Source organism: Reichenbachiella agariperforans, assembly GCF_900142205.1.
GTDB lineage: Bacteria > Bacteroidota > Bacteroidia > Cytophagales > Cyclobacteriaceae > Reichenbachiella > Reichenbachiella agariperforans.
The window spans coordinates 341,467-365,648 of sequence record NZ_FRAA01000004.1 but is presented as its reverse complement, the minus strand read 5'-3'; the positions used below and the strand labels follow the sequence as shown (position 1 = coordinate 365,648).

General features: G+C 46.1%; 17 protein-coding genes. 4 read left to right on the top strand and 13 right to left on the bottom strand.

The window, feature by feature from the left end; all coding sequences use genetic code 11:
• Window positions 1–381 precede the first annotated feature (381 nt).
• The 4 genes from BUB99_RS12735 to BUB99_RS12720 form a co-directional block, all read right to left on the bottom strand.
• Window positions 382–1,446: a phytase gene (locus BUB99_RS12735; protein WP_073122897.1), complete on the bottom strand. Its 1,065-nt coding sequence runs from the start codon at window positions 1,444–1,446 to the stop codon at window positions 382–384.
• A 6-nt stretch (window positions 1,447–1,452) separates the two neighbouring features.
• Window positions 1,453–2,433: a hypothetical protein gene (locus BUB99_RS12730; RefSeq protein WP_073122896.1), complete on the bottom strand. Its 981-nt coding sequence runs from the start codon at window positions 2,431–2,433 to the stop codon at window positions 1,453–1,455.
• A gap of 21 nt (window positions 2,434–2,454) precedes the next feature.
• A complete protein-coding gene (locus BUB99_RS12725) occupies window positions 2,455–5,193 on the bottom strand; it encodes a TonB-dependent receptor (protein WP_073122895.1) in 2,739 nt (912 codons plus the stop codon).
• A gap of 177 nt (window positions 5,194–5,370) precedes the next feature.
• Window positions 5,371–7,044, bottom strand: coding sequence for a tetratricopeptide repeat protein (locus BUB99_RS12720; RefSeq protein ID WP_084190536.1), 1,674 nt, complete (start codon window positions 7,042–7,044; stop codon window positions 5,371–5,373).
• Window positions 7,045–7,290: 246 nt separating this feature from the next.
• On the opposite strand from BUB99_RS12720, the gene BUB99_RS12715 reads away from it, so the two are divergent.
• The 4 genes from BUB99_RS12715 to BUB99_RS12700 all read left to right on the top strand — a co-directional run bounded on the left by BUB99_RS12715 (window position 7,291) and on the right by BUB99_RS12700 (window position 10,797).
• Window positions 7,291–9,042: a T9SS type A sorting domain-containing protein gene (locus tag BUB99_RS12715; RefSeq protein WP_073122893.1), complete on the top strand. Its 1,752-nt coding sequence runs from the start codon at window positions 7,291–7,293 to the stop codon at window positions 9,040–9,042.
• Window positions 9,043–9,604: 562 nt separating this feature from the next.
• Entirely contained in the window at window positions 9,605–9,811 is a 207-nt protein-coding gene (locus tag BUB99_RS12710) for a hypothetical protein (RefSeq protein WP_139280998.1), read from the top strand.
• Between the two features lie 47 nt (window positions 9,812–9,858).
• Complete coding sequence (locus BUB99_RS12705; RefSeq protein ID WP_084190534.1) at window positions 9,859–10,347, top strand: PAS domain-containing protein; 489 nt, start codon at window positions 9,859–9,861, stop codon at window positions 10,345–10,347.
• Window positions 10,348–10,512: 165 nt separating this feature from the next.
• Window positions 10,513–10,797, top strand: coding sequence for a hypothetical protein (locus tag BUB99_RS12700; RefSeq protein ID WP_139280997.1), 285 nt, complete (start codon window positions 10,513–10,515; stop codon window positions 10,795–10,797).
• Window positions 10,798–10,859: 62 nt separating this feature from the next.
• Here BUB99_RS12700 and BUB99_RS12695 read toward each other — a convergent pair whose 3' ends face one another.
• The 9 genes from BUB99_RS12695 to BUB99_RS12655 form a co-directional block, all read right to left on the bottom strand.
• Complete coding sequence (locus tag BUB99_RS12695; RefSeq protein ID WP_073122889.1) at window positions 10,860–13,346, bottom strand: heavy metal translocating P-type ATPase; 2,487 nt, start codon at window positions 13,344–13,346, stop codon at window positions 10,860–10,862.
• Window positions 13,347–13,414: 68 nt separating this feature from the next.
• Window positions 13,415–13,981: an AraC family transcriptional regulator gene (locus BUB99_RS12690; RefSeq protein ID WP_073122888.1), complete on the bottom strand. Its 567-nt coding sequence runs from the start codon at window positions 13,979–13,981 to the stop codon at window positions 13,415–13,417.
• A 143-nt stretch (window positions 13,982–14,124) separates the two neighbouring features.
• Window positions 14,125–14,652, bottom strand: a complete 528-nt coding sequence (locus BUB99_RS12685; protein WP_073122887.1) for a YceI family protein — start codon at window positions 14,650–14,652, stop codon at window positions 14,125–14,127.
• A gap of 144 nt (window positions 14,653–14,796) precedes the next feature.
• A complete protein-coding gene (locus BUB99_RS12680) occupies window positions 14,797–15,378 on the bottom strand; it encodes a DUF3347 domain-containing protein (protein WP_073122886.1) in 582 nt (193 codons plus the stop codon).
• A 52-nt stretch (window positions 15,379–15,430) separates the two neighbouring features.
• Complete coding sequence (locus BUB99_RS12675) at window positions 15,431–17,188, bottom strand: efflux RND transporter periplasmic adaptor subunit (RefSeq protein ID WP_073122885.1); 1,758 nt, start codon at window positions 17,186–17,188, stop codon at window positions 15,431–15,433.
• A 1-nt stretch (window position 17,189) separates the two neighbouring features.
• Entirely contained in the window at window positions 17,190–18,434 is a 1,245-nt protein-coding gene (locus BUB99_RS12670) for a TolC family protein (RefSeq protein WP_073122987.1), read from the bottom strand.
• A 13-nt stretch (window positions 18,435–18,447) separates the two neighbouring features.
• A complete protein-coding gene (locus BUB99_RS12665) occupies window positions 18,448–22,365 on the bottom strand; it encodes an efflux RND transporter permease subunit (RefSeq protein WP_073122884.1) in 3,918 nt (1,305 codons plus the stop codon).
• Window positions 22,366–22,539: 174 nt separating this feature from the next.
• Window positions 22,540–22,950 (bottom strand): HYC_CC_PP family protein, encoded by a 411-nt coding sequence (locus BUB99_RS12660; RefSeq protein WP_073122883.1) that lies wholly within the window; start codon window positions 22,948–22,950, stop codon window positions 22,540–22,542.
• 98 nt (window positions 22,951–23,048) lie between these two features.
• Complete coding sequence (locus tag BUB99_RS12655) at window positions 23,049–24,164, bottom strand: lactonase family protein (RefSeq protein ID WP_084190532.1); 1,116 nt, start codon at window positions 24,162–24,164, stop codon at window positions 23,049–23,051.
• Between the last annotated feature and the right edge of the window lie 18 nt (window positions 24,165–24,182).

The following is a 24,182-nucleotide window of genomic DNA, read 5'->3' as shown; positions in this document are numbered from 1 at the left end:
GGCAGTTCAGAGGTAAAGAAGGCGGAAGAGCCTTTGGAAGCCTCATCGGTTCTCCGATGCGCCCAACCTCCCAAGTGCATTTTTCTACTCTCCGAAGGTCTTCGGAAGGTCAAAAAATGCATTTTTCTGTGTTCCGCAAGTTCGCGGAAGGTCCAAAAATTGATTTTTCTGCTTCCGCAAGTCTGCGGAGAGTCCAAAAACGTATTTTTCTGCTTTCTGCAAGTCCGCGGAAGGTTCAAAAACGTATTTTTCTGCTTTTCCCAGCTTGTGGTAGATTCGCTAACAGCCGCTGTGTATTCTGTTTTTTTGACATAAAAAAGCCTTCTCGTGAGAGAAGGCTTAGTGCGGTCCGTAGACCTGATTCAGAATGAAAAAGTATTCTTATTTACTATCCAAAAGCGCCGCTTCTATGTCGCGCCAATCGTAGATTTGAAAGGTCTTGTTGTCAGACATAGCGACGAAAAACCCTCTCGGGAAGTCTTCGTTGTAGGCTAGGTGCGAGACCTCTGATCCATCGCTTTCGTGGGTAGATACAGGGATGCTTTTGATCAGAGGGTGATCGTGTGGGTTGTCAATGGTGCCTTCTCTAGGAAATACACGAAAGGCATTGGCTTGCTGATCCGAAACCAAGATGTAACCTGTGGAGTCAGCGCTCTGGTAGATGGAGATGCCTTCACGGTCTTCGGTGAAACCATCCGTGCCGAATACTGCCAGTTGTTCATCGCCCATGGCTGGGTCTACATGGTATTTTCTGATCCCAAATAGCTCATCTGAGTAGTAGACATAGCCTAACTGGTGATCTACTGCGATGGCTTCTATCTCTCCGTCTCCTCCGCTGAACTGACCAAACTTGCGTACCAGCCTACCCTGTACGAGACTGTCCTGATAGGTGAGTGCGTACTGGTAGAGGTAGCCATCGGTAGGGGAGTTCTCTCCCTTTCTGCTGACTATGGCAAATAGCGAATCATCAGCGGCACGTTGGTACAGTGCCACGCCCATGACATCTCTGCTCGGGCTATCCTCGAATACGGGGATGCCGCCCCCATCGATGGGTTGCATGTCTGGTAGGCTGTATACGCGGATGCTGTTTTTGCCACGCTCGGAGAATACCGCTACGTCGACAGTCGTCGTGCTGTCTATGCGAAACCCATAGGCTATGTCGACGTTGTTGGGACGGTCGATTCCTGTGATCCGTCGTGTGCTGTCTTCTTTTCCCTTCAGATCAAAAACAAATACGCCTCCTTCACCATTTTCGCGTTTGTCGGTACCGAGTATGAGAGACTGGCTCAGGTCGGTCGGGTGCATCCATATGGCCGGGTCGTCACTGTCAAAATTGACAGGATCGGTGATGTATTTGGGCTGGATAGCCGTAGGAGGGGTGTTAGACTGGGGCTGGCTACAGGCTGCAGCTAGTCCTACTAGTAGGATTGAAATATATTTTTGCATGATGAATTAGTCTTTGATGAGTGTGAATGAAGTGTTGCCAGTGAAAAGCTCGTCCCCTGACTCGAAGTGATCTTCGTCTATGATGGATGTGAAAGTCATCACTACCTCATCATCAGCGTCAGACGAATACGTCGCTTCGATGATGAAATCGAGCTCTTCTGCGTCCTCAGTGAAGTAGGATCCTTCGTAGGTGATCTCACCGTCTTCGGCATCATAGTCTGCTTCGATTTCGATGATGAGGTTTTCCATCTCCGTTTCGATTTCACCATCTTCGCATTCGGTGACTTCTTCTTCTTCGACCCGTTCGATTTCTATTTTCATCTCTTCGAACGCATACTCGAATTTTACCTCGCCAGTGATCTCAGCAAAGGTAAGCGCTGCTAGATCCGTAGAGATCGTCCCAAATAGATTTTGGAAGTCAAGGAATTCACTTTCGGTCGTGAGTTCTAGTATCCACTCTCCAGCCATATCATTGTCTAGGATTTCGTACGCGAAGGTATTGGCATCACTGAACAGGACATTGTCTGTGGTTTCGATACCTGTGATGATGAGTTCGAATTCACTGTCGGACGCGTCGATCTCTGCTTCGTTCATCAGTACGACGATTTCGAATGCTTCTGGTACGGTGCCTAGGTCTGCATCTACGGGGATGGTAATGGTCTGATCCGTGAACGCCATCTCCCGTTCGAATACACAGTCGTCCTCTTCGTACTCGTATATGATTTCGTCGATCACAGCGCCGCTAAAGTCCCCTTCGCCTGACAGTTCGTAGGTCAGGGTAATCGCAGCACTCGGTAGCTCACCGAGATAGTCTGCAAAGGAGATTTCTACTTTGTAGTCTTCGGCATCCGCCAAATCTGCTCCTTCTTCGTCTATCTGTAGACGAAAGGGGAAGTCATTGTCTTGAATTTGGACCTCTGGCTCATCGAGCGAACATGCGCTCCATAGTGCTGCCACTGCTAGGAGTAATATATAATTGATCTTCATGATTTAATTTCTTTAGTCGATTTACAAATTGAATTTCACACCTACTCTAGACCACCAAGAGTAGAATTCGCGCTGTACGAGTTGGCTTTCGTCACCTCCGACGTATGCCTCGAAAGGTGCGTTGGTGATGTTGAGACACTCCGCGAATACGTTGAAGTGCTGGTTGATTTGGTAGCTGGCTGTGGCATCTACTTGGAGACGGCCTTTGATGGAGCGATCCTCGTCTGCATCAGCACCTAACTCTTCGATGTATGCACCGGCATAGTTGCCAGAGAGTCTGACATTGAACCCTTTGAGGTTGTATGACAAGCTCAGGTTACCGACGTGAGTCGCCTGACCAGGTAGGTTGATTTCTTCACTTTCGTCTATCCCAGATCTGTCCTGTAGTGTAGCGGATGATGCGGTGAAGGTATAGTTGGCATAGATGCCTAGTCCTGATAGTGCGCCAGGCAAGAAGGTCATGTTCTGCTGATAAGAAAGCTCTATCCCCGCGATGTTGGCATTTTGTCCATTCACATCCTGTGTCAGGTCTACGTCCGTTCCGAAATCAATTCCTTCGTAAGTATCTGTTTCGAATCGACGCTTGTAGATGAAGTTGTCTAGTTTTTTGTAGAAGACGCCTGCTGAGATGACGCCTACCGTTCCGAAATAGTGATCTACCATGAAGTCAAGATTGATCGCTGAGACAGGTTTTAGATCGGGGTTTCCGATGGTACCTTCTCTGTCTCCGATGCTGATCTCCTGTGCAGGTACGATGGATTCGAAGTTTGGTCTGGCATAAGAAGTCGTCGCTGCGAGTCTGAGGTTGGTCAGGCTACTGATCGCGTATCTGAAGTTGATCTGTGGCAGTACGAAAGTGTAGTCTGTTTTGCCCTCTTCGTCTATGATCTCCTCTAGGTCACCTTCATCGTCGAAGAGTACGGTGTGGTATTGGTAATCGACGTTGGTCTGTTCGAAACGTACCCCACCGACTATCTGCAGTTTATGAATCGTGAGGTCTGTCATCAAGTAGGCTGCCATGACGTTCTCTGTCGCTTCGTAGCTTTCGACGCTCTCATCGACGAGCTTGTCTTCGACCTCCAGTTCGAACCCTGACTGGTTGGCATTGAAGAATCGCACGACTTTGTCCATGTCCGCGGCAGCAGCTAGGGTGTATCTGTCTCCGAGGAAATTGTCATCGACGAGTCCTCCGTCGAATTTTTCTAAGGTGAAGTCACCAGACTGTCCTTCGAAAGAAACGTCTCCTCCAGCCCAGCCGAACTTGTTGTTGACGACTTCTAGGTTCTTGTTTTTGTTTCGGTATTTTCCACCGAACTTCAAAATCCCGCTGTGCTCACCGAGTTGGTAGGGAATGCCAATGTTGATTTTGCCTGTGATGTTTTCATCTTTGGCATAGGTGTTTCCAGCTTCTAGTTCGTCGAATTCATAGTTGCTGTTGTCGAGATAGTCGAACGCTGGATTGGTCGTGAACTGAGGGAAATCAGCATTAGAAAAATCTGTAGCCAATGCATCTGGTTCTCCGATGAAAGTGACCTCATAGTCGAATGGGGTGTCCTGGACAGCTGTAGCATAAGAAACCTCATAGTCTACCGAAAAACCTGGAAGGACGTGCTTGCCGCCTAGGTTGAAACTCGTAATGTCCTGACGTTCGAACCGGTCTTTGGTAGAGCGTTCGATTTCATGGTCTTCGAATGGAGAGTCGTCTACATTAGGAATGAAACCATATCTGCGTCTATGCTCTCTGTCTGAGAAGGTGTTGTAGATTCCTCGGAGATAGACCTCACTGTTTTCGTTGAATCGGTAGTCCACTGTACCGCTGACCGCACTACGTGTTCTGCGCAGGGCATAGTCTCTTAGTTCCATTTCGTCCCCGTCACGTTCCCAGTTGTCAGAGCCTCTGTCTGTGTAGAAGTGGCTACCATTGACCAATACACCGAGTTTTTCGTTGGCACCAAACCTTTTTCCGATTAGGAGTGACCCTTGGCCGTTGGGCTCGCCCATCAGTTGGTTGTAGCCCCCTACTAGGGTTCCTTGTACTTCGGTATTGCTGCTTTTTGCTTTTCGTGTGACCAGGTTGACCGATCCACCGATGGCATCTCCGTCCATGTCTGGCGTGAGTGTTTTGGAGACCTCTATCGATGATAGCTGATCCGCGGGTATTGCGTCCAATGCGACGAAACGTACGCCTGCTTCAGGAGACGGGATCTGCTCGCCGTTGACGCTGATGTTGGTAAACTGAGGCGCTAAACCTCTGACGACCACATAACGCCCCTCACCTTGGTCGCGCTGTAGCGTGACCCCTGGCATACGCTGTATCGCCTCTGCGACGTTAGGATCAGGGAATCTACTGATCTGATCTGCGGCAATGATGTTTTTGATATTGCCTGCATTTTTTTGCTGATTGAGCGCTTTCTGCTGACCTTGTAGCAATCCGTAGACCGTCACTTCTAGTAGTTCTGGATTCAGCTCACTCAGTTGTATTTCCACTTGGCTCGTCTGTGCAGGATCGACTTCCGTGACGAAATCTTTGTAGCCCAGATATTTGATCACGAGCGAATTGATGCCTGATTTAAGTCTGAGTGTAAACTCGCCATTGACATCTGTAATCGTGCCTTGTGTGCTGTTTTCTATCAGTACGGTCGCGCCAGGCAGAGGCTGGCCGTTGACTCCATCGGTGATGACGCCACGTACGACCGTTTCTTGGGCGTATGCGCATAGTCCGATGAGACTAAATAGGATGACTGTAAGTATTCTTTTCATAATTTCATAGTTGACTATTATCGAATTATTTGACTCGGCAAATAATCATTCCTAGTATGAATTGGGTGTTAATAGCGGGATCAACAAAATAGCAACGAGTCTAAAAATCAAGGCATCAAAACGTAAACATGGTTTTTTAAGTGTCAGTTTTTCAGTGGGTTACATGTTACCGATGCGTTAACCTATGCTGACGATATAGTTGTATAAATTTTCACCTTTTTCCAATCCGAGTTTTTTTCTGAGTCTATAGCGTGCGATTCGTAGGCTGTCGCTAGATATACTGAGGATGGATGCGATCTCGTGAGAGTGGAGGTTGATGTGAATCATGGCACAAAGTCGCACTTCGGAGTTGGTGAGTGTAGGGTGTTTGGCTCTGAGCTGATCGAAGAACTCGGTGTGTATCTGTTGGAATATGTTTTCGAACTCTTCCCAGTCTTCGTCCATGTTGAAGTTGAGGTCTATGGATTTGGTTAGTTTACTGATCTTTTGGTGGACGTCTTCCTTTTGGCTTTTCTTGATTTTTTTGAGGTTGGTTCGCAGTGTTTCTAGGAATTCATTTTTCTGTATCAGGTGGAGGGCAGATCGACTCAGTGCGCTGTTTTTCATCTCCAGATCCATTTGTAATTGGGTCTCTTGGAGACGTTTGTTTTCCAGCTCTGTCCTGAGTTTTTCTTCATTGAGCTGGGCGTTGATGAGTTCTGATTTGCTGAGTTCGTTTTCGATCTGCAGTAGTTTTCTCTCTTTGGCAGATCGCGTCACACGCTGATAGGAGATGTAGGCGACCAGCAGAAGTAGGATAGCCAAACCGATGGCTCCTCCTAAAGTGACTTTTCGGGTCAGCGACTTTTCTTTTTCGAGCAGTTGTATGGTTTGTTGCTTCTTTTCCAAGTCAAAAATAGTCTGCGCATTGGCGATTTTTTTGGCGATCTCATGACCGAATATGGTTTCGTTGAGTTGATAGCTCTGATCGAGAAAATAGTAGGCACTGTCTACATGTCCTGTCTCTAGGTAAATGATCGATAGATCTCGTGCAGCAGATTGGACTTGATACTGATTTTGCTGGAGGGTGGCTTGCTGCCACGCGATACGCGTGTAGTGAATGGCACTGTCGTATTGTTGTCGTTTTCGATAGGTGTCTCCGATATTGTTTAGGTTGACGATGGCCTCATCGATATTGCCGAGGGCTTGGTTAAAATCATAGGCTTTCACAAAGTGCTGATACGCTTCGTCGTAGACCTCTAGATCCTCATAGATGCTGCCGATGTTGTCGTAGATAGCAGCCAATTCAGCAGAGTCCATGCGCTGCTCAAAATAGTCGAGCGCCATTTGCTGATAGTAAAGTGCCGAATCGTACTGTTCCGTTTTTTCGAATAGATGTCCAAGTTGTCCTTGTATGCGCGCCTCGCCGGTATGGTTATTCATCTGTGTAAAGAGCGCCATCGACTCTCGGAGATGAATAAGTGCTTGTTTATAATTCTCAGAGCGGAGGTAGACCTGCCCGATCATACTGGTCGCCTCTGCGAGGTGCTGTGGATCGTCTAGCAGTTCATACTGGTGAATGGCAATGTGAAGGTGATTGATGGCGAGATCTAGGCTGCCGATTTTGTACAGAATGCTACCCAGCAAATGACTACTCCGCGCTATGCCATAGGGGTAGTTAAGCTCCTCGGAGAGAATCAATGCCCTCCGTGTCATGAACAGTGAACTGTCTCGGTTGAGAGCGGGGTGTGTCTCGACCTGAAGCAGCAGGTGATCTACGGCTGTGTTAGTGGGGAGATCATGAGAGTGCTGACGACATGCACCCAAAAGCAAGAGCAAAACAAAGGAAAATAATGTAGAACGAATTGACATAATCAAGGAATCCAAAGCGTCATTTCCTAGGAGATAAATGCACGCCAATAATCCACAAACGTACCTTTCTAGTGTGTACTGGAGGAAAAGCCTATGTTATGAATTTGTTGTGATTATGAAGTCGTAGCAAATACGCTGGACGACATGAATCTACTATTCAACGAGAAAATGCGGCCGTTGAACTCTCTAAACTCAAGCGTAAATCACGCTGGTCTATTTTTGGATCGAGTTCTAAATTATAAGACTATGAAAAGCAAGCATCTCATCTTTAGTTTATTTATGGTTCTAGGCCACTACCAAGGGTACTCTCAGTGTACTGGGACAGGCAACCAAACCGATTATGGTTCAGGGAACTGGATCGCTTATGTATATGATGGGACGCAAAATTACACGACTGATTTTAGAGGGAGGTATTCGATTACTACATCTAATTTCGATACTGATATTTGTGGGGGCAACAATTGTACATTTGACACCAACTCTTGTACTGATATTTTAGCAGAAACGATTTCTATTCGGCTCAAAATGAATGAAACTTATACCAGAGGGATTTATCGAATTACTATTGGAGGAGATGATGGTGTTCGGTTGAGTTTAGATGGTGGATCGAGCTTTGTTCTTAGTGATTTTAGTACGCATGCATATAGAGAGAGCTATACCGAAATACTGTTAGATGGAAATTATAATCTGGTATTCGATTATTTCGAAGCGTCGGGAGGAAATCGATTTTCTATTCAAATTGATTATTTAGGGGATCAATCTGGAGGCGAGATTGGATCAGATCAAGATATTTGTCAGTTTGGCGCAGTGGACCCAGACCCATTTACCAGTAATATTACCGCCCAATTTATCTCAGAATTGGCGCCTGTCTATTTGTGGCAGACTTCTGTAGATGAGGTGACATGGTCAGATATCCCTTTGAGCAATACTGAAAATTATGATGCCCCAGCTGGAGTTAGTGGCACTTTGTACTATCGTAGAAGTGCCGAGTCGGGAGGGGTAACGGTATATTCTAATACTTTGACAATCAAAGGACAAGAGCCTGCTGGAGATGAGGTGACTTACGGGGACGAGAGTTGGATTGGTTATGTCTACGATGGGCAGGATGATTTTATGACAGACTATAGAGGAGAAATCTTTGAGACCGATATTTTTGATGAAAGCTTTGGAGGAGCTGATGGGGCTATCAATACTACGGGATGTGATGTAGATGCGACAAGCTTTTCGGTTCGATTTAAGATGAGAAAGACTTTTGAGCATGGTGAGTATACCTTGACCATTGGAGGAGATGATGGTGTCCGTTTGAGTTTGGATGGGGGAGCAACTTATATCATAGATGATTATAGCAATCATGGCTATAGAACTGTAGATGCGGTCAATGTAGAACTAAATGGTGCTTATGATATGGTGTTAGAGTACTATGAAGGATCTGGTGAAAACCGAGTGTCTTTTCAATATGCAATAGAAACATCATTGCCCGTGACTTATTTGTTTATGAAGGCGAGCACTGAAGGAAACGGAAATTTGATCCAGTGGGCTACAGCTAGTGAAACCAATAATGATTATTTCGAATTAGAAAGAACCATAGATGGAGACAATTGGGATGTGATAGCAGTTATTGCAGGGCATGGAAACTCTTCGTCTACGATTACCTATGAGTACATGGATAGTGGGTCGGCAGGCCTGTCGGTATATTATCGTCTGCGTCAAGTAGACTATGATGGGAAGTACGAATACTCTGATATCATTAGTGTGAAAGGAGAACATAATAGAGAAGAGCCGGTGTGCTATCCTAATCCTGCGATGGATCAAGTGCGTGTCAATTGGGATGGACATATTGTCAAAGAAATTGTGTTATATGATTTGACAGGAGATAGGGTTAGGTATGCGGCTAGTACTACAGATGTGGACCTGGTAGGTTTGGACTCAGGCTACTATCTAGTACAGGTGCTTAATGCAATGGGGCAGACGAATACCCTTCGCTTGCTAGTGAGGTAGACGATGCTAAATTTCCATTCATAGATCCTTAAGTGTGTTTTGTCTAAAACTAGTCTACTTGCCTGTGGTAGGTAGGGTGGCAATGTAGGATATTTCATTTTTACTAAATCACAGCCTTTGCCGACATGCAAGTATGGTACTTCAGCCTACTAGTGGTTTAGTCAAACCTTGACAGGTATCAAAGCTTATTTTGAATACTTCTCAAAAACGCGCGTATTGTAAGTATTCACCTCCTTGTGTTGAAGTTGAAAAATCACAAAGCCCATTCTACATCAAAGATTATAATCTTGTCTGAGAAGAGCACATTGTTGTTTCCTAAATAACATATTGATACGTCCAGAGTCATTCTGATTAGTAGTCCCATCTTAGCTTATGCGGTCACTAAACCCATGTTTATGTATAAATAGGATGGCCTCTATATCTAAAACCAGACCGTTAGACAAACGACCAAGGGCTGAATATTTCATTGAACGAGAAAAAGATGTCGTTCACCGTCTTGTTCCCTTTCGCTTTCATATCCGTGCTAAGTTTGATCATAATTAAAAACAAAAACACAGTCGATATGAAATCTTTTAAACTCATTTTCTCCGAAACAATTTCATCTATTTCTAAAGGTTTTTCTTTTCCATCCGAAAGCGACAGTACGCATGGTTCAGAGAACATCAATAGACACGCAGTAGAAGTGAATGAAATTCCCGATACTGATTCTCAGAATCAGATAGACATGGATAACCATCACATGCAGAACACATTTAACACGATGATGTAATATTCGTGTAGCCAACCTTAGACTCTTTTTTCAACCTTAATTCAAAAATGATGAATAACCAGCCCTACCAGTCCTTTAGTGCCAAAGAGTCTCGCTCGAAACGAGCGTTAAGCAACTGGCAAGAGTTTCAGTTGGCATTAGTCAATAGAGAAGCTCAATGGTTTTATGAGGTGGAAAAAATGGAAGGAGCAGGTGCCTGGGAAATTTCTCTGACCAAAAACGGTGATCTAGAAAGGCACACACTTGCTTGGTCTGAGAGTTTGTATATTCTGTATGGATATGAACCGTATAAAGTAGAGCCAACGATGGAGTTATTTGCATATCATGTTGAGCCTCGTCAGTTGGAATCAGTAGTGGATGCTATCAAATCTCAACTCAGCTTAGCGGGTAGTTTCGAAGTAGAGCATGATATCGTGATACAATCGGGAGAGAGAAGACGTATTATTCAAAAAGGTAAGGTTGTTCTTAATAGTAAAGGAGAGCGATTGGGGATTTTGGGGATCACGCAACTTGTTAGGGAAGGAATCGAAAACTAAAATTAGTGGTGTATGGATGGGGACGTCCCCATTCATGCTTTTTTTAAACGAGAGAAAAACATTATGAAAAGCAGCAGTGTTATTAGTTTAGGACACGATCCAGTGACTTTCGAGATATCAAAGTTACTGGCAATGAAATCGTGTCGAAGTGCGTCGATACACATTATGTCAACAATAGATCATGCATTGCACTTCATCGCATCACAGGCTTTTGGTGCGTCGAAGATGACATTTTTGTTGGATTTGGATATGCCAGATCTAGATGGAACTCGGTTTATTGGAGAGTTTGAGAAATTATCACAAAGTGTAAAAGAGAAGGTTCAAATATATGTGTTGGGTTCTATTAGCAAGGTCAATGAGTTTTCTCAACAAGCCCAAAGTCCTTCGATTGAAAATCATTTTCAAAAGCAGCTGCTATTAGGACAGTTACAGGTGATGCAAAGATGCTAACAGTGAAAGCCTACACTTACCAGGCTAGCGTAACTCGGAGGAGTTACGCTTTTTTTGTGTCTTTAGTCAATCGAACGTGATCGTAAGCGTAGGGCATTGCCTATGACTGATACGGAACTGAAACTCATGGCTGCAGCGGCTAGCATGGGCGAGAGCAATAGCCCAAAAAATGGGTAGAGTAATCCTGCCGCAATGGGAACGCCGAGTGTATTGTATCCCAGAGCGAAGAAGAGGTTTTGTTTGATATTGGACATTACAGCTTGACTGAGATGTTTGGCTTTGACGATACCATGGAGATCACCTTTGACTAGCGTAATCGCAGCGCTTTCTATTGCGACATCTGTACCTGTTCCCATCGCTATCCCGATGTCTGCTAAAGCTAAGGCTGGTGCATCGTTGATCCCGTCTCCTGCCATAGCCACGGTTTTGCCTTCTTCTTGTAGTGATTTGACCTTATCTTGTTTGTCCTGAGGTAGGCAGTCGGCTTGGTAGTCATCTAGCCCTAACTCCTCTGCCACTGCTTGGGCAGTGTATGAGTTGTCCCCGGTCATCATGATGACTTCTATGCCTAATTTTTGCAGTTCTTGGATGGCTTTGTGGCTGTTGGACTTGATCGCATCGCTAATGACGACATAGCCGATGAGCAAGCCATCTACCGCAACGAAGGGGACGGTTTTGCCTTTGGCTTGTTGTTCTTGCGCTTGGCTCATGAGTTGTTCGGGGCAGTCAATTTTTTGTTCTTCCATCAGTTTATCATTGCCTACCCACACTGTCTTTTCGTCTAGTGTTGCTTTGACGCCCATGCCAGTGATGGATTCAAAATTTTGGATCTCCCGTGTACTGATGTTTTGTGCTTCGGCATAGTGTAAGGTGGCTTGAGCGAGGGGATGTTCGCTTTGCTGGTTGACCGATGCGACGATTTGTGTTATGTCCTGATCGGAGTAGTCTGCAGATCCAGCGAAGATAGATTCTACAGAGGGTTTTCCTTCTGTCACAGTACCGGTTTTGTCTATGATGAGTGTGTCGATTTGGTTCATGCGTTCTAGCGATTCGGCATCTTTGATGAGTACGCCGAGTTCTGCGCCTTTGCCCACGCCGACCATGACGGACATGGGGGTAGCGAGCCCCAGCGCACATGGACAGGCGATAATTAATACGGCGATGGCATTGACAAAAGCATATACCAACCGAGGCTCTGGACCGAATATGATCCAGATCACAAAGGTCAGTACCGCGATCCCGATAACTGTAGGGACGAAGTAGCCAGAGATTTTGTCTGCTAATTTTTGGATGGGAGCTTTGCTACGGCTTGCACTATTGACCATGTGGATGATTTGAGATAGCAGGGTGTCTGCACCGACTTTTTCTGCTTTCATGACGAAGGAGGATTGTCCATTGATGGTGCCGGAGCTGACCTGATCCTCTACCGTTTTGTCTACAGGGATAGGTTCTCCTGATATCATGGACTCGTCTATGGTGGATTTTCCATCTGTGATCATGCCGTCTACGGGGATTTTTTCTCCTGGCTTCACGCGGAGTAGATCGCCCACTTTGATTTCATCTATGGCAATGGAACGTTCTTTTCCATCCTCTATGATGGTAGCAGTATTGGGGGCGAGTTTTAGAAGCTCTTTGACTGCCGAGTTGGTTTTGCTGTGGGCGCGGGCTTCTAGTACTTGTCCGAGCATCACGAGCGTAAGGATCACCGTAGCAGCTTCGAAGTACATGTGTACTGCACCAGAGGCTGTTTTGAATTGCGCTGGAAACACCTCTGGAAACAGCAATCCCATCACACTAAACAGCCATGCCACACCAGCGCCTATGCCGATGAGGGTAAACATGTTGAGGTTCCAAGTCAGGATAGATCGATAGGCGCGTACAAAAAACATCCAACAGGTATAAAATACGACAGGTAACGAGAGCGCGAACTGTACCCAACTCCAGTTTTTCATTGGCATCAGGTCAAGAACCGGATTGTTAGGGATCATATCAGACATAGCGATCAGAAAAATGGGGACCGTAAAGACGCAGGATATCCAAAGCTTTTTCAAGAGTTTTTGGTAGGTTTTATTCTCTTCTGACTCGTCTACTTCTTTGGGTACGAGATCCATGCCGCATTTAGGGCATGAGCCTGGTTCGTCTTTGACCACCTCAGGATGCATAGGGCAGGTGTACTTTGTGGAGGAGGAATGGTTGTCGGCTTCTTTGACCAAGTCCATTCCGCATACTGGGCAGTCACCTGATTGGTTGTAGGTCTTGTCTCCCTCGCAGTGCATGGGACAGTAGTATGTACCCTTTTCGGTTTTCTTCTTTTTGATGGGAGGTAGGGGGGTGAGAGATTCGGAAGGAGCTTCTTTGTGGATGGAGTAGTTAGAGCCCTTTAGGGCTGATTCTAATGCCTCGAAGGGTGCTTCTGTTACTAGTTGGGCTGTTTTGTTGGTCAGGTCGACTGTCGCAGAGGATACACCTTCGACTTGGGCTAGTGTTTTTTCTACATGGGCTTGGCAGCCCGAGCAGGTCATTCCAGAGATAAAGTATTGCTTTGTCATGAGGCAAAGGTCGTGGTTTTTGCGGGCACGTGCTTTACATCATTTTGATTAATGCTTACAGGATTAGACTAGATGGTCTCTCGTGAGGTATGTCCAGGCTTGTTGCTCTTTTTGAATGCACTGGGTGTCATGCCTGTTTCTTTTTTGAACTGACTCGACAAATGCGCCACACTGCTATAGTGCATGTCATGGGCGATTTGAGAAAGGGTCTGTTCATTGTAGAAGAGGAGTTCTTTGACCCGTTCTATCTTCTGAGTCAATACATATTTTTCGATGGTGATGCCTTCTGATCCAGAAAACAACCGACTCAATGAAGCATAGTCATGGTGGAGTTTTTCCGAGAGTAGTGTAGAAAAATTGACATGCAATGCCTTATTGGATAAGTGGATGCTTTCAATAATGATGGCTTTGATTTGTGCGATTAGTTTCGTCTTAGGGTCTTGTATCAACTCAAAACCAGCGGTCTCCAAAGCTTCACTCAACTGCTGATGCTGTTTTTGACTTAGGTCAATGGCTAATTGCACTTCGCCCAGTGTCACCTGTATAGATGGGATGTCTAGTTTGGACATGATGTCTTTGACCGAAGCAATGCATCGGGGACAGACCATGTTTTTGATGTGAAGGGTTTGGGGCATAGGGTTTCAGTTGTAAATCATCTCTTTCGTTTTGAAATACTTTTAGTTTTTGCTTCCTCTTTAGGACGAGATACTCAAAAATAATAAAGCCTGCTCTTTGTAAGATCTCAAGAGCAGGCTTTATTGAGGCCTATGCTGTGTACTTAATTTTTTACCAACTGAACATTTAACAGCAGCTTTACATCATCACCGACTACAACACCACCAGCTTCAGTCACTGCACTCCATGTTAAACCAAAATCTTTTCTATTGATTTTTCCATTAATCTCAAACCCTGCTTTGGTCTGACCATACCCGTCGACCATCACTCCTCCAAATGCTACATCTAACGTTACTTCTTGGGTGGTTTCTTTAATCGTCATAGGGCCTACCAGTTGATATTTTTCATCAGAGACTTTTGAAAGCACTCCCTCGAAAGTCAGCCGTGGATGAGCTTCTGCATCGAAGAAGTCTCCACTTTTCAAGTGAGCATCTCTATCTGCTACGTTGGTATCGATACTTTTCACATCTAGGCTAAACGCTGCTTTTGCTCCGTCAAAATCTTCCGTTTCGGTATTGAGCGAACCTTCAAAATTCTTAAATGCGCCAGTGACGGTTGAGATTACGAGATGTTTTACTTTGAACTGTACTTCGCTATGCGTTGGGTCAATGTTCCAGTTTTGTGTTTTCATGATTCTTTAAGTTTATATTTGTTACAACATATACTGTACTTGTATATTTATGTTTCATTTGTTGCAACAAATTCTTTTAAAGATTTACGCTATAGCATATCTCCTTATTTGAATAGAACTATTCAAATAACCTGATATATCAGGTTAAATCTCTTCTTTGACTGATCCGCATCGGAGCATCTTGTCACCGAAATAGGGGTTCAGCACTTCTTTTTTACTACTGAGCCAGTAGGCTCCTTGGTTGTCCATTGCCATGGGACAGTACTGGCGATAGAGAGGAGCATCGTTGGCTTCTGTAGACTTTACTAGGGTGTAGATGTCCTCAGAGAGTTTGTTGAATGCGCTGCGCTGTACTTCCGCATCGTTGGTCGCTGCGATATATTCTGCATTTACTTTGATCCTGAGGCTAAGTTCGTCGCTACCGTCCAATAGAGGGATCATAGTCGTCGCTGCTGTACTGGCCGTAGCGCCGTCTGTTTCGACCAGCGCATCTTTGATGGATAGGTATGCACTTAGTACTTGTTGTGCAGATTCTTTGGTGATCATGGGGGTAGCAACTGTCGTTTCGACGTTTTCTTCACTCATATCTTTCATGCCTTCCATTTCAGTCATGTCATGATCATTGTGGCTGGATTTACTTTCTGATTTTTTGTCACCACAGGCGGATATGCTTAGCCCTATACTTGCTGCAAGTAGAATGGAGCCGATTGCTTGATTATATTTCATGTTTTAGCTTTTGTAGTTTGTAAATTATTGATTGTCTTCGTTGATTCAATTGTCAATGAGAATGTCCAAATCGGTGTGTTACCTCGCCACATTTGGGCATTTCACTACCAAAGTAAGGGTTATTGATCTCTTCTTCTATGCTCATCCATCTTGCTCCTTGATTTCGGTTAGCCATCGGACATTTTTGAATGTATAATTTAGTGTCTGTAGGATTGAAAGTCATGGAGACTTTGATCATATTTTCTGAAAAACCAATGAAGGCTTGGCGGAAAGATTGAATGTCCATTGATTTGGACAATGCGTTTATGGATGCTGATAGTTTTGGTTGAATCTGCATCCAAAGCTGGTGAGAGCTTTCTTCGAAGGCTGTCATGTCAACTTCTGACAAGTCTTTTTTCATTTGTTCTGCAGCTTTTTGCGCTTGAGAGTAATTGTCTCGCGTCAAGGCATTTTTGATCTGCATATAATCGGCTAACAAAGGACGCAAGGCAGCTTTGGCATCCGCACCTACCGTGATTTCTTGTCGACTGTCAGCTGTTTCTTCCTGAGACATGTTCATGTTTTCATGCTGATGACCAGTCATGGTCGTACCTCCTGCTTTGTTCATCATGCTGGGTTTACCAGCCAGTTGCGCCGCGGCATCCACACTGAATGTGCCATACACCACGATTTCCTCTCCCTCTGACAATCCTGAGGACACGACATAGCTATCTCCCAGCGAAGGTCCCAAGACAACTTCACGCATCATGAAGTTGCCTTGCCCTATTTTGACATAGACAACAGATCGCTGACCCGTCCACATCACCGCAGACTTGGGTACGACGACAGACACTTCTCCTTGTCCGATGGGGCTTTCTAAAATCCCTGTCGCAAACATCTCTGGTTTGAGTCTGCCTGTGTTATTATTGACAATCACGCGCGCTTTGGCTACCCGAGATTTGGAGTCGATGACAGGGTCGATGAAACTCACCGCACCAGTAAATGTTTCTCCGGGAAGAGATGGGATGGTGAACGAAAGTTGGTCACCTGTTTTGACCCATGCCATATCTCGCTCATAGACATCAAAGAGCACCCAAAGTTGGGACAAATCCGCAATCTCGTAGAGTGCTTGACCCTGAGAGACATGGTCTCCGACGTTGATTTTTTTGGCTATCACGACACCATTTTGATCCGCTAGGATGGGGAAATTGTCTGCGGGTTTTCCTGAAGCGAGAATACCATCAATTTGTCGGTCGGTCAGCTTCCAGTTTTTGAGTTTCTCTCTGGCCGCTTGAAACAACGCAGGTTGGGTAGCTTTGATTTTCTGCGCTTCAAACAGTTCTTTTTGTGCGGTCAATAGCTCTGGGGAATAAATGTAGGCGATGACTTGTTCGCGTTTGATGTATTCTCCAGTGAAGTTGACTTTCAGCTTTTCGATCCGACCTGTGATGTGAGAGACTTGGGACGAGACATACTGTTCGTTTGGCTGCACTTTTCCTGTCAAGCGCAGTTGTTTCATAGGTTGCTGCAAGACCACTTTGGCCGTTTGCACGCTCGCTAGTTGCATCGCTGTAGGTGACATTTGGATAGACAAGGGATCGGTATTCAAATCTTGATCCGCATCTAAAGGGATCAAGTCCATGCCACAGATGGGGCACTGACCCGGTTCTGCCTGGCGAATCTGTGGATGCATGGAGCAGGTCCATTCGCTATGTGCCGTCTCATCTTTGGGTGCAGATGAGCCACCTCCAAATATCAACCCTCCTACCACAAAGCCTACTAGCAAAGTAGCCAAGGCTATGATTATCGTTTGTTTATCTATCTTTTTCATCTTATTCTGATTTGGCGGTGAGGTAATCCAATTGTGCCTGAGCGAGGTAATAATTTTTGATCGCGGTGGCTTTTTCCATTTCGTATTTGAGCAACTGCTGTTGCATGCGCAGGACTTCTTCGAACTCTTTTCCTGAATTGCTGTAGGCTGTGTAGAGCAAGTCTATTGCCTGTCTTGTTTTGACAATTTGTTGGTCATAGAGTTGGTAAAGCTGTGCTGCTTGGTTGACAGCATAATCGGCCATTTCGTAGCTCGATACGAGACTATTGGTCATTTCCATTCTCCTGTGCGCCAAAGCTGTTTGTGTGAATTGCGCTTCTTGGACAGCTGCTTTGTACTTGCTCCGAAAGATGGGGAGCGTCATCGTTACCATCGGCATGATTGTATTCCGACCATTGTCGGGGATGTCCATGTCTTCTCTCTTGCCCACAAAGGCATAATCCAGTCCCACCCCGAACTGCGGTGCACCACTTTTTTTTGCCATGCGTTCGTTGGCCTTGGCAGCTTCTTGTTGTAGTGTAAGTGCTTGCAATTTAGGATTCTGTACCAAGAGACTGTCTCGAAATATCCGAGCACCTGATGGCATCAACCCCAATGAATCCGAAACGATGATCGCAGCAGTATCTGCTCGGTTGAGCAGGCGGTTGAGAACTATCTCCAAGGGGGCAATCTTGTTCTCTAGCAGCTGAATCGTTGTCTGGGTGTCGTCCATCATGATGTCCGTCCTGATTACATCGACCATACTGCCCCTTCCGCTCGCAAAAGAAGTCGTAGACAGTGCCTTGTACGAAGCAAGAATTTCCAGATTCTTTTGTTGCCAATGGATCTGCTGCTTGACTTCATAGATGGGATAGTAGGCTTGCTTGACTTTGAAATACAACTCATTTTTAGCATCCAAAAGGGTTTGGTATCGCGCTTCCGCCATCTTCGCAGCGGCATCTTCTCTGGCGCGCAGTGTCCCAAACCATGGGAACATCTGCGTCAAGGAAATCTTGGCGCGCTGTGGTCCCAACCGTGTCTCGATCGGACTGATGAAATAACCAAAGGATAGCGTAGGATCTGGCAAAGCATGGGCTTGCGAAACCCGCTGCATGGCTGCCTCGAACTCTGCATAGCTGGCTTTCAAACCCGGATTATTCTCCGCAGCAGATTGTAGATAATCATCCAGGGATTGAGCTGTCAGATTGCTATTGATCCAGCATAGGCTTACCATGAGTAAGATGATTCTATTGAACATTGTTTTCATCCTATTAAGCATTTTATGATTTTTCATTTTCATTGAATTGAATCTGCTTTAGTTTTCTTTCCTCTCTCCAGCTGTACAATACTGGCGTGATAAAATAAGTGATCGCTGCAACCAGCATCCCACCAAATGCAGGGATTGCCATCGGGATCATGATATCTGAACCCCGCCCTGTGGATGTCAATACCGGTAACAAGGCAATAATCGTCGTGGCAGAGGTCATGATGGCAGGTTTGATGCGTCGGCGACCTGCTTCTCTTACCGCCACTCTGATCGCTGAAATACTGGATGGTTTGTGCTGTGCCATGCTGTAGTCGAGATAGGTTCCGATCAGCACGCCATCATCCGTGGCGATTCCGAATAAGGCGATGAACCCGACCCAAACTGCCACACTCAGGTTGATGGTATGAATCTGAAACAGATCACGCATGTTGTTTCCCATAAGAGAAAAGTCCAAAAACCAGGCTTGCCCATACAACCACAGCATCAAAAACGCCCCACTAAAAGCCATCGCAATCCCAGTGAAAATCATCAGAGAAGTCGAGATGGATTTGAATTGGAAATAGAGAATCAAGAAAATGATTGCTAAGACTAAAGGAACGATGATGGCGAGCCGCTTTTCTGCGCGAATCTGATTTTCGTAGCTGCCTGAGAACTTGTAGCTCACACCTGCAGGTACGATCAGCTCCTTTTGATCTATTTTGTTTTGGATGAAATGCTGTGCTTCTTCCACTACATCTACCTCGGCATAACTCTTCTTTTTATCCAACAAGACATATCCTAGCAGAAAGGTGTTTTCGCTTTTGATCATTTGCGGACCTTGGACGTACTCAATATCCACGAGTTCGCCCATGGGGACTTGCACGCCCGTCGGTGTGGGGACGTAAATTTCTGCCAAGGCACTCGGATCATCTCTGAGTTCGCGAGGATAGCGTACCCGGATTGGGAATCGCTCACGGCCCTCCACCGTGGAGCTGATTTGCATCCCCCCGATGGCAGTTTCTATCGTCTGTTGTACATCCTCGATGCTGAGGCCGTACCTGGCAATGGCTTGTCGGTCGATGTTGAGATGAATGTAGGGTTTGCCCACGATCCGATCCGCAAAGACCGCTTCGGACTTCACAGAAGGCACTTCTTTGAGGATGGCTTCCAATTGCAGACCGAACGCCTCGATGGTTTTCAAGTCAGGACCGAAAACCTTGATCCCCATCGGTGCACGCATACCAGTTTGCAACATCACCAAACGCGTCTCGATCGGTTGCAACTTGGGTGCGGAGGTCACGCCAGGGATTTTTGCTACAGCGATGATTTCTTGCCAGACATCATCGGGTGATTGGATGTGCGCTCGCCAATTGCGGAAATAGTCTCCATCTGCATCAGGAATCAGGTGCGAAGTGATCACATCAAAATTGAGAGGAAAATCCACCGATTCGACTGCCTGCATCCTGTCATCCAGGTGAATGGTGTCTTGATCCATGGCCAACCAAGACTTGTCTTTTGCAAGTACCCATCGTCTGATATTTTTGCTCTGCTGTTGAATCGCGGTGAGCAGGTAATCACCCTGATCATCGACGAGATATCTTTCTCGGTGACCCGATTCGCTGACTCGGTATTCTGATCGGTAATTGATCACAGTTTCGTACATGGAGATTGGGGCGGGATCGAGTGCCGTTTCTGCTCTCCCCATTTTCCCTACTGCCAGTTCTACTTCTGGGATGTTGGCAAGCAGCATGTCTAGTTGCTGCACCACTCTTTTGTTTTGGGTCATTCCTGCATGAGGCATGGAAGTCGGCATCAGCAGAAAGCTCCCTTCGTCCAGCGAAGGCATGAATTCTTTCCCGATTCCGGGAAAAGTGTGATTCATCACAGACCAAACTTTGGTGGTACGGACATTGACCCCCACAGCATCTAAGCCACGGTCGACCCACCCAAAGATGCTTGAGAAACCGATCCAAGTCATAAGTCCAAGGGAAATCAAAAGCATCGGTAGCGCGAGAAAAGTCTTTTTGTGTGCCAGACACCAGTCGAGGATGACAGGGTAGTATTTTTCTAACAAAGCAAAACCGCCTAATATGATCACCAACAGCAGGGTCACAAAAAGGAAGTTGAAAGCAGTGCTTTCACTTGCCCCAAGAGGCATCCAATATTTAGCCAGCAGCCAAGTGACCGAGAACGACGCGATCAATACCGAGGCATTTCGAATAGCCCAAGCGCGATAACTGCTGTACTCATTGACAAACCACGCCACGGCAAATGCTACCAGCGTCATACCAGCCCATAACGAAACCCATAGCGCTACAACTAGTCCGCCAACCAGCATGATTCCATTCAGCACTTTGGCTACTGCCTTTTTGTTGATTTTCATCCCAAAAAACCATCGCGAAAGCGTGGGCAAAATGATCAGCGACACAAACAGAGCAGCCAGCAGTGCAAAGGTCTTGGTAAAAGCCAAAGGACGAAACAACTTACCCTCCGCAGCTTCCATCGTGAAGACGGGAATAAAACTGACGATGGTCGTCGCGACAGCAGTGACGATGGCAGAACTCACCTCGGCAGAGGCCTTGTAGATTGTTTCTTTGAGGGCTTGTGTTTTGGGGGCTTCTTGGATGTGATTGATCACGTTTTCGGATAGGACGATGCCTAGATCGACCATGGTTCCAATCGCAATTGCAATCCCGGACAAAGCCACAATGTTGGCATCCACACCAAAGTAGCGCATAGCGATGAAGACCATCAGCACTGCAATCGGCAGTAAACTAGAGATCAACAGTGAGGCCCGAAGGTTTAACACCATCACGATCACCACCAGTATCGTAATTAGGATTTCCAGCGACAAAGCTTCCTCCAACGTACCCAAAGTCTCCTGTATCAACTGTGTCCTGTCGTAGAACGGCACGATGGTCAACTGACTCTCTACACCATTGGCGAGGGTCTTTTTGGGTAGGCCGGGAGATATGTCTTGGATTTTGTCCTTGACCTGGTTGATCACGGCGAGAGGATTGGAGCCATAGCGGGCGACTACCACGCCACCGACGACTTCTGCGCCGTCTTTGTCCAGTAAGCCTCGACGAGTCGCTGGGCCTAAACTCACCACACCAACATCCTGCACACGGATAGGGACATTGTCGTTGACTGTCACGACTGCCAGCGCTATGTCTTCGACGGACTTGACATACCCCAAGCCACGGACAAGGTATTCGGCTTGGTTGATTTCTATGGTTTTAGCACCGACATCTCGGTTGGATTGGCGTACCGCAGACATGACTTGTGAGAGCGTGATGTTGTAGGCTCGGAGTGCATTGGGATTGACATCCACTTGGTATTCTTGGACAAACCCTCCAATAGAAGCGACTTCAGACACACCATCCACGGCATTTAATCCATACTTGACATAGAAGTCCTGCACCGTTCGCAGTTCGTGCAGATCCCAACCACCCGTGGGATTGCCCTCTGGATCGCGTCCCTCCAGCGTGTACCAATATACCTGACCCAGTGCTGTGGCATCAGGCCCGAGTGAGGGTTGCACACCTTCTGGCAAAAGACCAGCCTGCAAAGAATTGAGCTTCTCCAATATCCTCGACCGAGACCAGTAGAACTCTATGTTTTCGTTGAAGATAATGTAGATGCTGGATACACCAAAGATGGAGGAGCTTCGGATGGATTTCACGCCCGGGATTCCTAGCAAGGAAGTAGTGAGCGGGTAGGTGATTTGATCCTCGATATCCTGAGGTGATCGACCTTTCCACTCCGTGAATACGATCTGTTGGTTCTCGCCAATGTCAGGAATAGCATCCACAGGTACAGGATCTTTGGGCAGAAAACCAGTGTCCCAACCAAAGGGCGCTGTAACCAGTCCCCAGCCCACCAATGCGACCAGCAGCAAGCTGGTGACCAATGGATTGTCCAAAAAGTAACGGATGATTTTGTTAAGCATGTTCTTTTCTTAATGCTATGAAATAGATGAATTACGCTGTGGTAACCTTGATTTGTGATTCGCAAATCTTAACCATGGTTTGTGACGCACAAACCAAAATACTGCTACGGTGTTCTGTGACACACAGAACACGGGGCATTATTAAAATCCTAATAGGATTAACTCAGAGGAATATCAAATAAGAAAAGACTGAAACAAGACGGGAATGTCCTGATGCAGTAGTGGGGGAGAGTAATCCGAATATGCTACGAATTGGCCTACATCAGATAAATGAAAATCAATGAAAGTGAATGCCAATACATAGACAAAATCTAGGTTGATAGAGAAACTAGATAGTGCAAGCTTGAAGTCATCTTGCAGCTCGTAAGACAGGTAGCTGTTTTCACAGCAGTTCATGGTCTTGCTCAGTTGTGTTTGTGTGCAGACTGGAGGTAGAGTCTCCATCATGCCACAGTCCAAATGCGCCTGACCTATCGCAAGCTGAGATTGCACCGCCTTGCCTCCACAGTAGTGCGTGGAGATAGCTAGTCCCATGTTGCTGAGCAGCAAGAGCATGGAGAGCGATATGGCGATGATTCTTTTCACTGATACAAATGTACGGAAATATACGAATAGAGATTTATAGAATTTTGATTTGCTCTTATAAGGTTAGGTGTGCTAAGGGAGTATGTGGTTTTCTGGTTCTAGCGTTTCAAGAACTTGATACACTGAGGAGCAACTGCTGTTTCGACTGTTTTGGGATTATTCATTAGTCCCGTTTGGGTATCCCGCTCAAACACGCTGATGCTGGCAGAGCGTTTGTTGGCGACTAACACAAACTGATCCGAAGGGTCTATCTCAAAAGCTCTTGGCCATATACCTCCAGAGCTACTGAAAGTAGGATCGGTCAGCGAACCATCTGGGTTGATGCCAGAGATGGCTATGCTGTTGTCTCCACGGTTGGAAGCGTATAGGTACCGTCCATCTGCAGAAAGATGGATGTCTGCGGATTTGTTGAAATCCTCAAACTCAGCAGGGAGAATACTGATCGTGTCTATCGGATGAGTGATGCCTAGTCTTGGGTCATGTTCAAATGCCATGACATGTCCGGTGAGCTCGGCTAGTACATATAGGTAGGGTAGCTTGGGATGAAAAACCAAATGTCTCGGTCCAAAACCTGCTACAGCGGAGGTAGTCGATACAGGTACTTCGTCGAGTTTTCCAGCCTCTGAGATAGGGTAACTCAGGATTTGGTCTGTCCCTAAGTCAGTCACATAGACCAAATCACCAGCGGGTGCTGGGATGATCATGTGTGCGTGTGGTGAAGACTGTCGTTCGTGAACGCTAGAACCATGATGTCTGATGCGGCTGATTTCTGAGCTGATTTTGCCATTTGGTTCTATCCCGAAAGTGGCGACTTCTCCTGATCCATAGTAGGCAATCATGAGATAGCGTTGGTTTTGGCTGATGCTGATGTAGCAGGGACCTTTGCCTTGGTGTACTTGAGAGTTGATGGGTGACAGAATGCCAGTCTCTGGGGCTATGGAGAAGGAATGGACGCCTGAGCCGTCTATAGAATAGAGGTGATGGTTTGATGAGTCGATGGCTAGATATGACGTGGTATGGGTGGTGGAGTCTAGTCCCTGATGGATTAACTGTCCGTCTACTGGTGTCCAGAGGTAGCGATCGATTCCTGCAGTGGATGAGGCGTCATTGGACGAGACATAGACCCAGTAGCGGTCTGGTGCAGGCTCACAAGTCATTAGCAGTATTCCCAAAAGAAGAATGATGAGTGAGGAGGAGTATGTTCTTCGGTTCATAGCTGGAAAATTAGTGGA

Bases quoted from the DNA above. Each gene is read 5' to 3' on its own strand.
- BUB99_RS12735 (WP_073122897.1), bottom strand. From the start codon at position 1,446: ATGCAAAAATATATTTCAATCCTACTAGTAGGACTAGCTGCAGCCTGT.
- BUB99_RS12730 (WP_073122896.1), bottom strand. From the start codon at position 2,433: ATGAAGATCAATTATATATTACTCCTAGCAGTGGCAGCACTATGGAGC.
- BUB99_RS12725 (WP_073122895.1), bottom strand. From the start codon at position 5,193: ATGAAAAGAATACTTACAGTCATCCTATTTAGTCTCATCGGACTATGC.
- BUB99_RS12720 (WP_084190536.1), bottom strand. From the start codon at position 7,044: ATGTCAATTCGTTCTACATTATTTTCCTTTGTTTTGCTCTTGCTTTTG.
- BUB99_RS12715 (WP_073122893.1), top strand. From the start codon at position 7,291: ATGAAAAGCAAGCATCTCATCTTTAGTTTATTTATGGTTCTAGGCCAC.
- BUB99_RS12710 (WP_139280998.1), top strand. From the start codon at position 9,605: ATGAAATCTTTTAAACTCATTTTCTCCGAAACAATTTCATCTATTTCT.
- BUB99_RS12705 (WP_084190534.1), top strand. From the start codon at position 9,859: ATGATGAATAACCAGCCCTACCAGTCCTTTAGTGCCAAAGAGTCTCGC.
- BUB99_RS12700 (WP_139280997.1), top strand. From the start codon at position 10,513: ATGTCAACAATAGATCATGCATTGCACTTCATCGCATCACAGGCTTTT.
- BUB99_RS12695 (WP_073122889.1), bottom strand. From the start codon at position 13,346: ATGACAAAGCAATACTTTATCTCTGGAATGACCTGCTCGGGCTGCCAA.
- BUB99_RS12690 (WP_073122888.1), bottom strand. From the start codon at position 13,981: ATGCCCCAAACCCTTCACATCAAAAACATGGTCTGTCCCCGATGCATT.
- BUB99_RS12685 (WP_073122887.1), bottom strand. From the start codon at position 14,652: ATGAAAACACAAAACTGGAACATTGACCCAACGCATAGCGAAGTACAG.
- BUB99_RS12680 (WP_073122886.1), bottom strand. From the start codon at position 15,378: ATGAAATATAATCAAGCAATCGGCTCCATTCTACTTGCAGCAAGTATA.
- BUB99_RS12675 (WP_073122885.1), bottom strand. From the start codon at position 17,188: ATGAAAAAGATAGATAAACAAACGATAATCATAGCCTTGGCTACTTTG.
- BUB99_RS12670 (WP_073122987.1), bottom strand. From the start codon at position 18,434: ATGAAAACAATGTTCAATAGAATCATCTTACTCATGGTAAGCCTATGC.
- BUB99_RS12665 (WP_073122884.1), bottom strand. From the start codon at position 22,365: ATGCTTAACAAAATCATCCGTTACTTTTTGGACAATCCATTGGTCACC.
- BUB99_RS12655 (WP_084190532.1), bottom strand. From the start codon at position 24,164: ATGAACCGAAGAACATACTCCTCCTCACTCATCATTCTTCTTTTGGGA.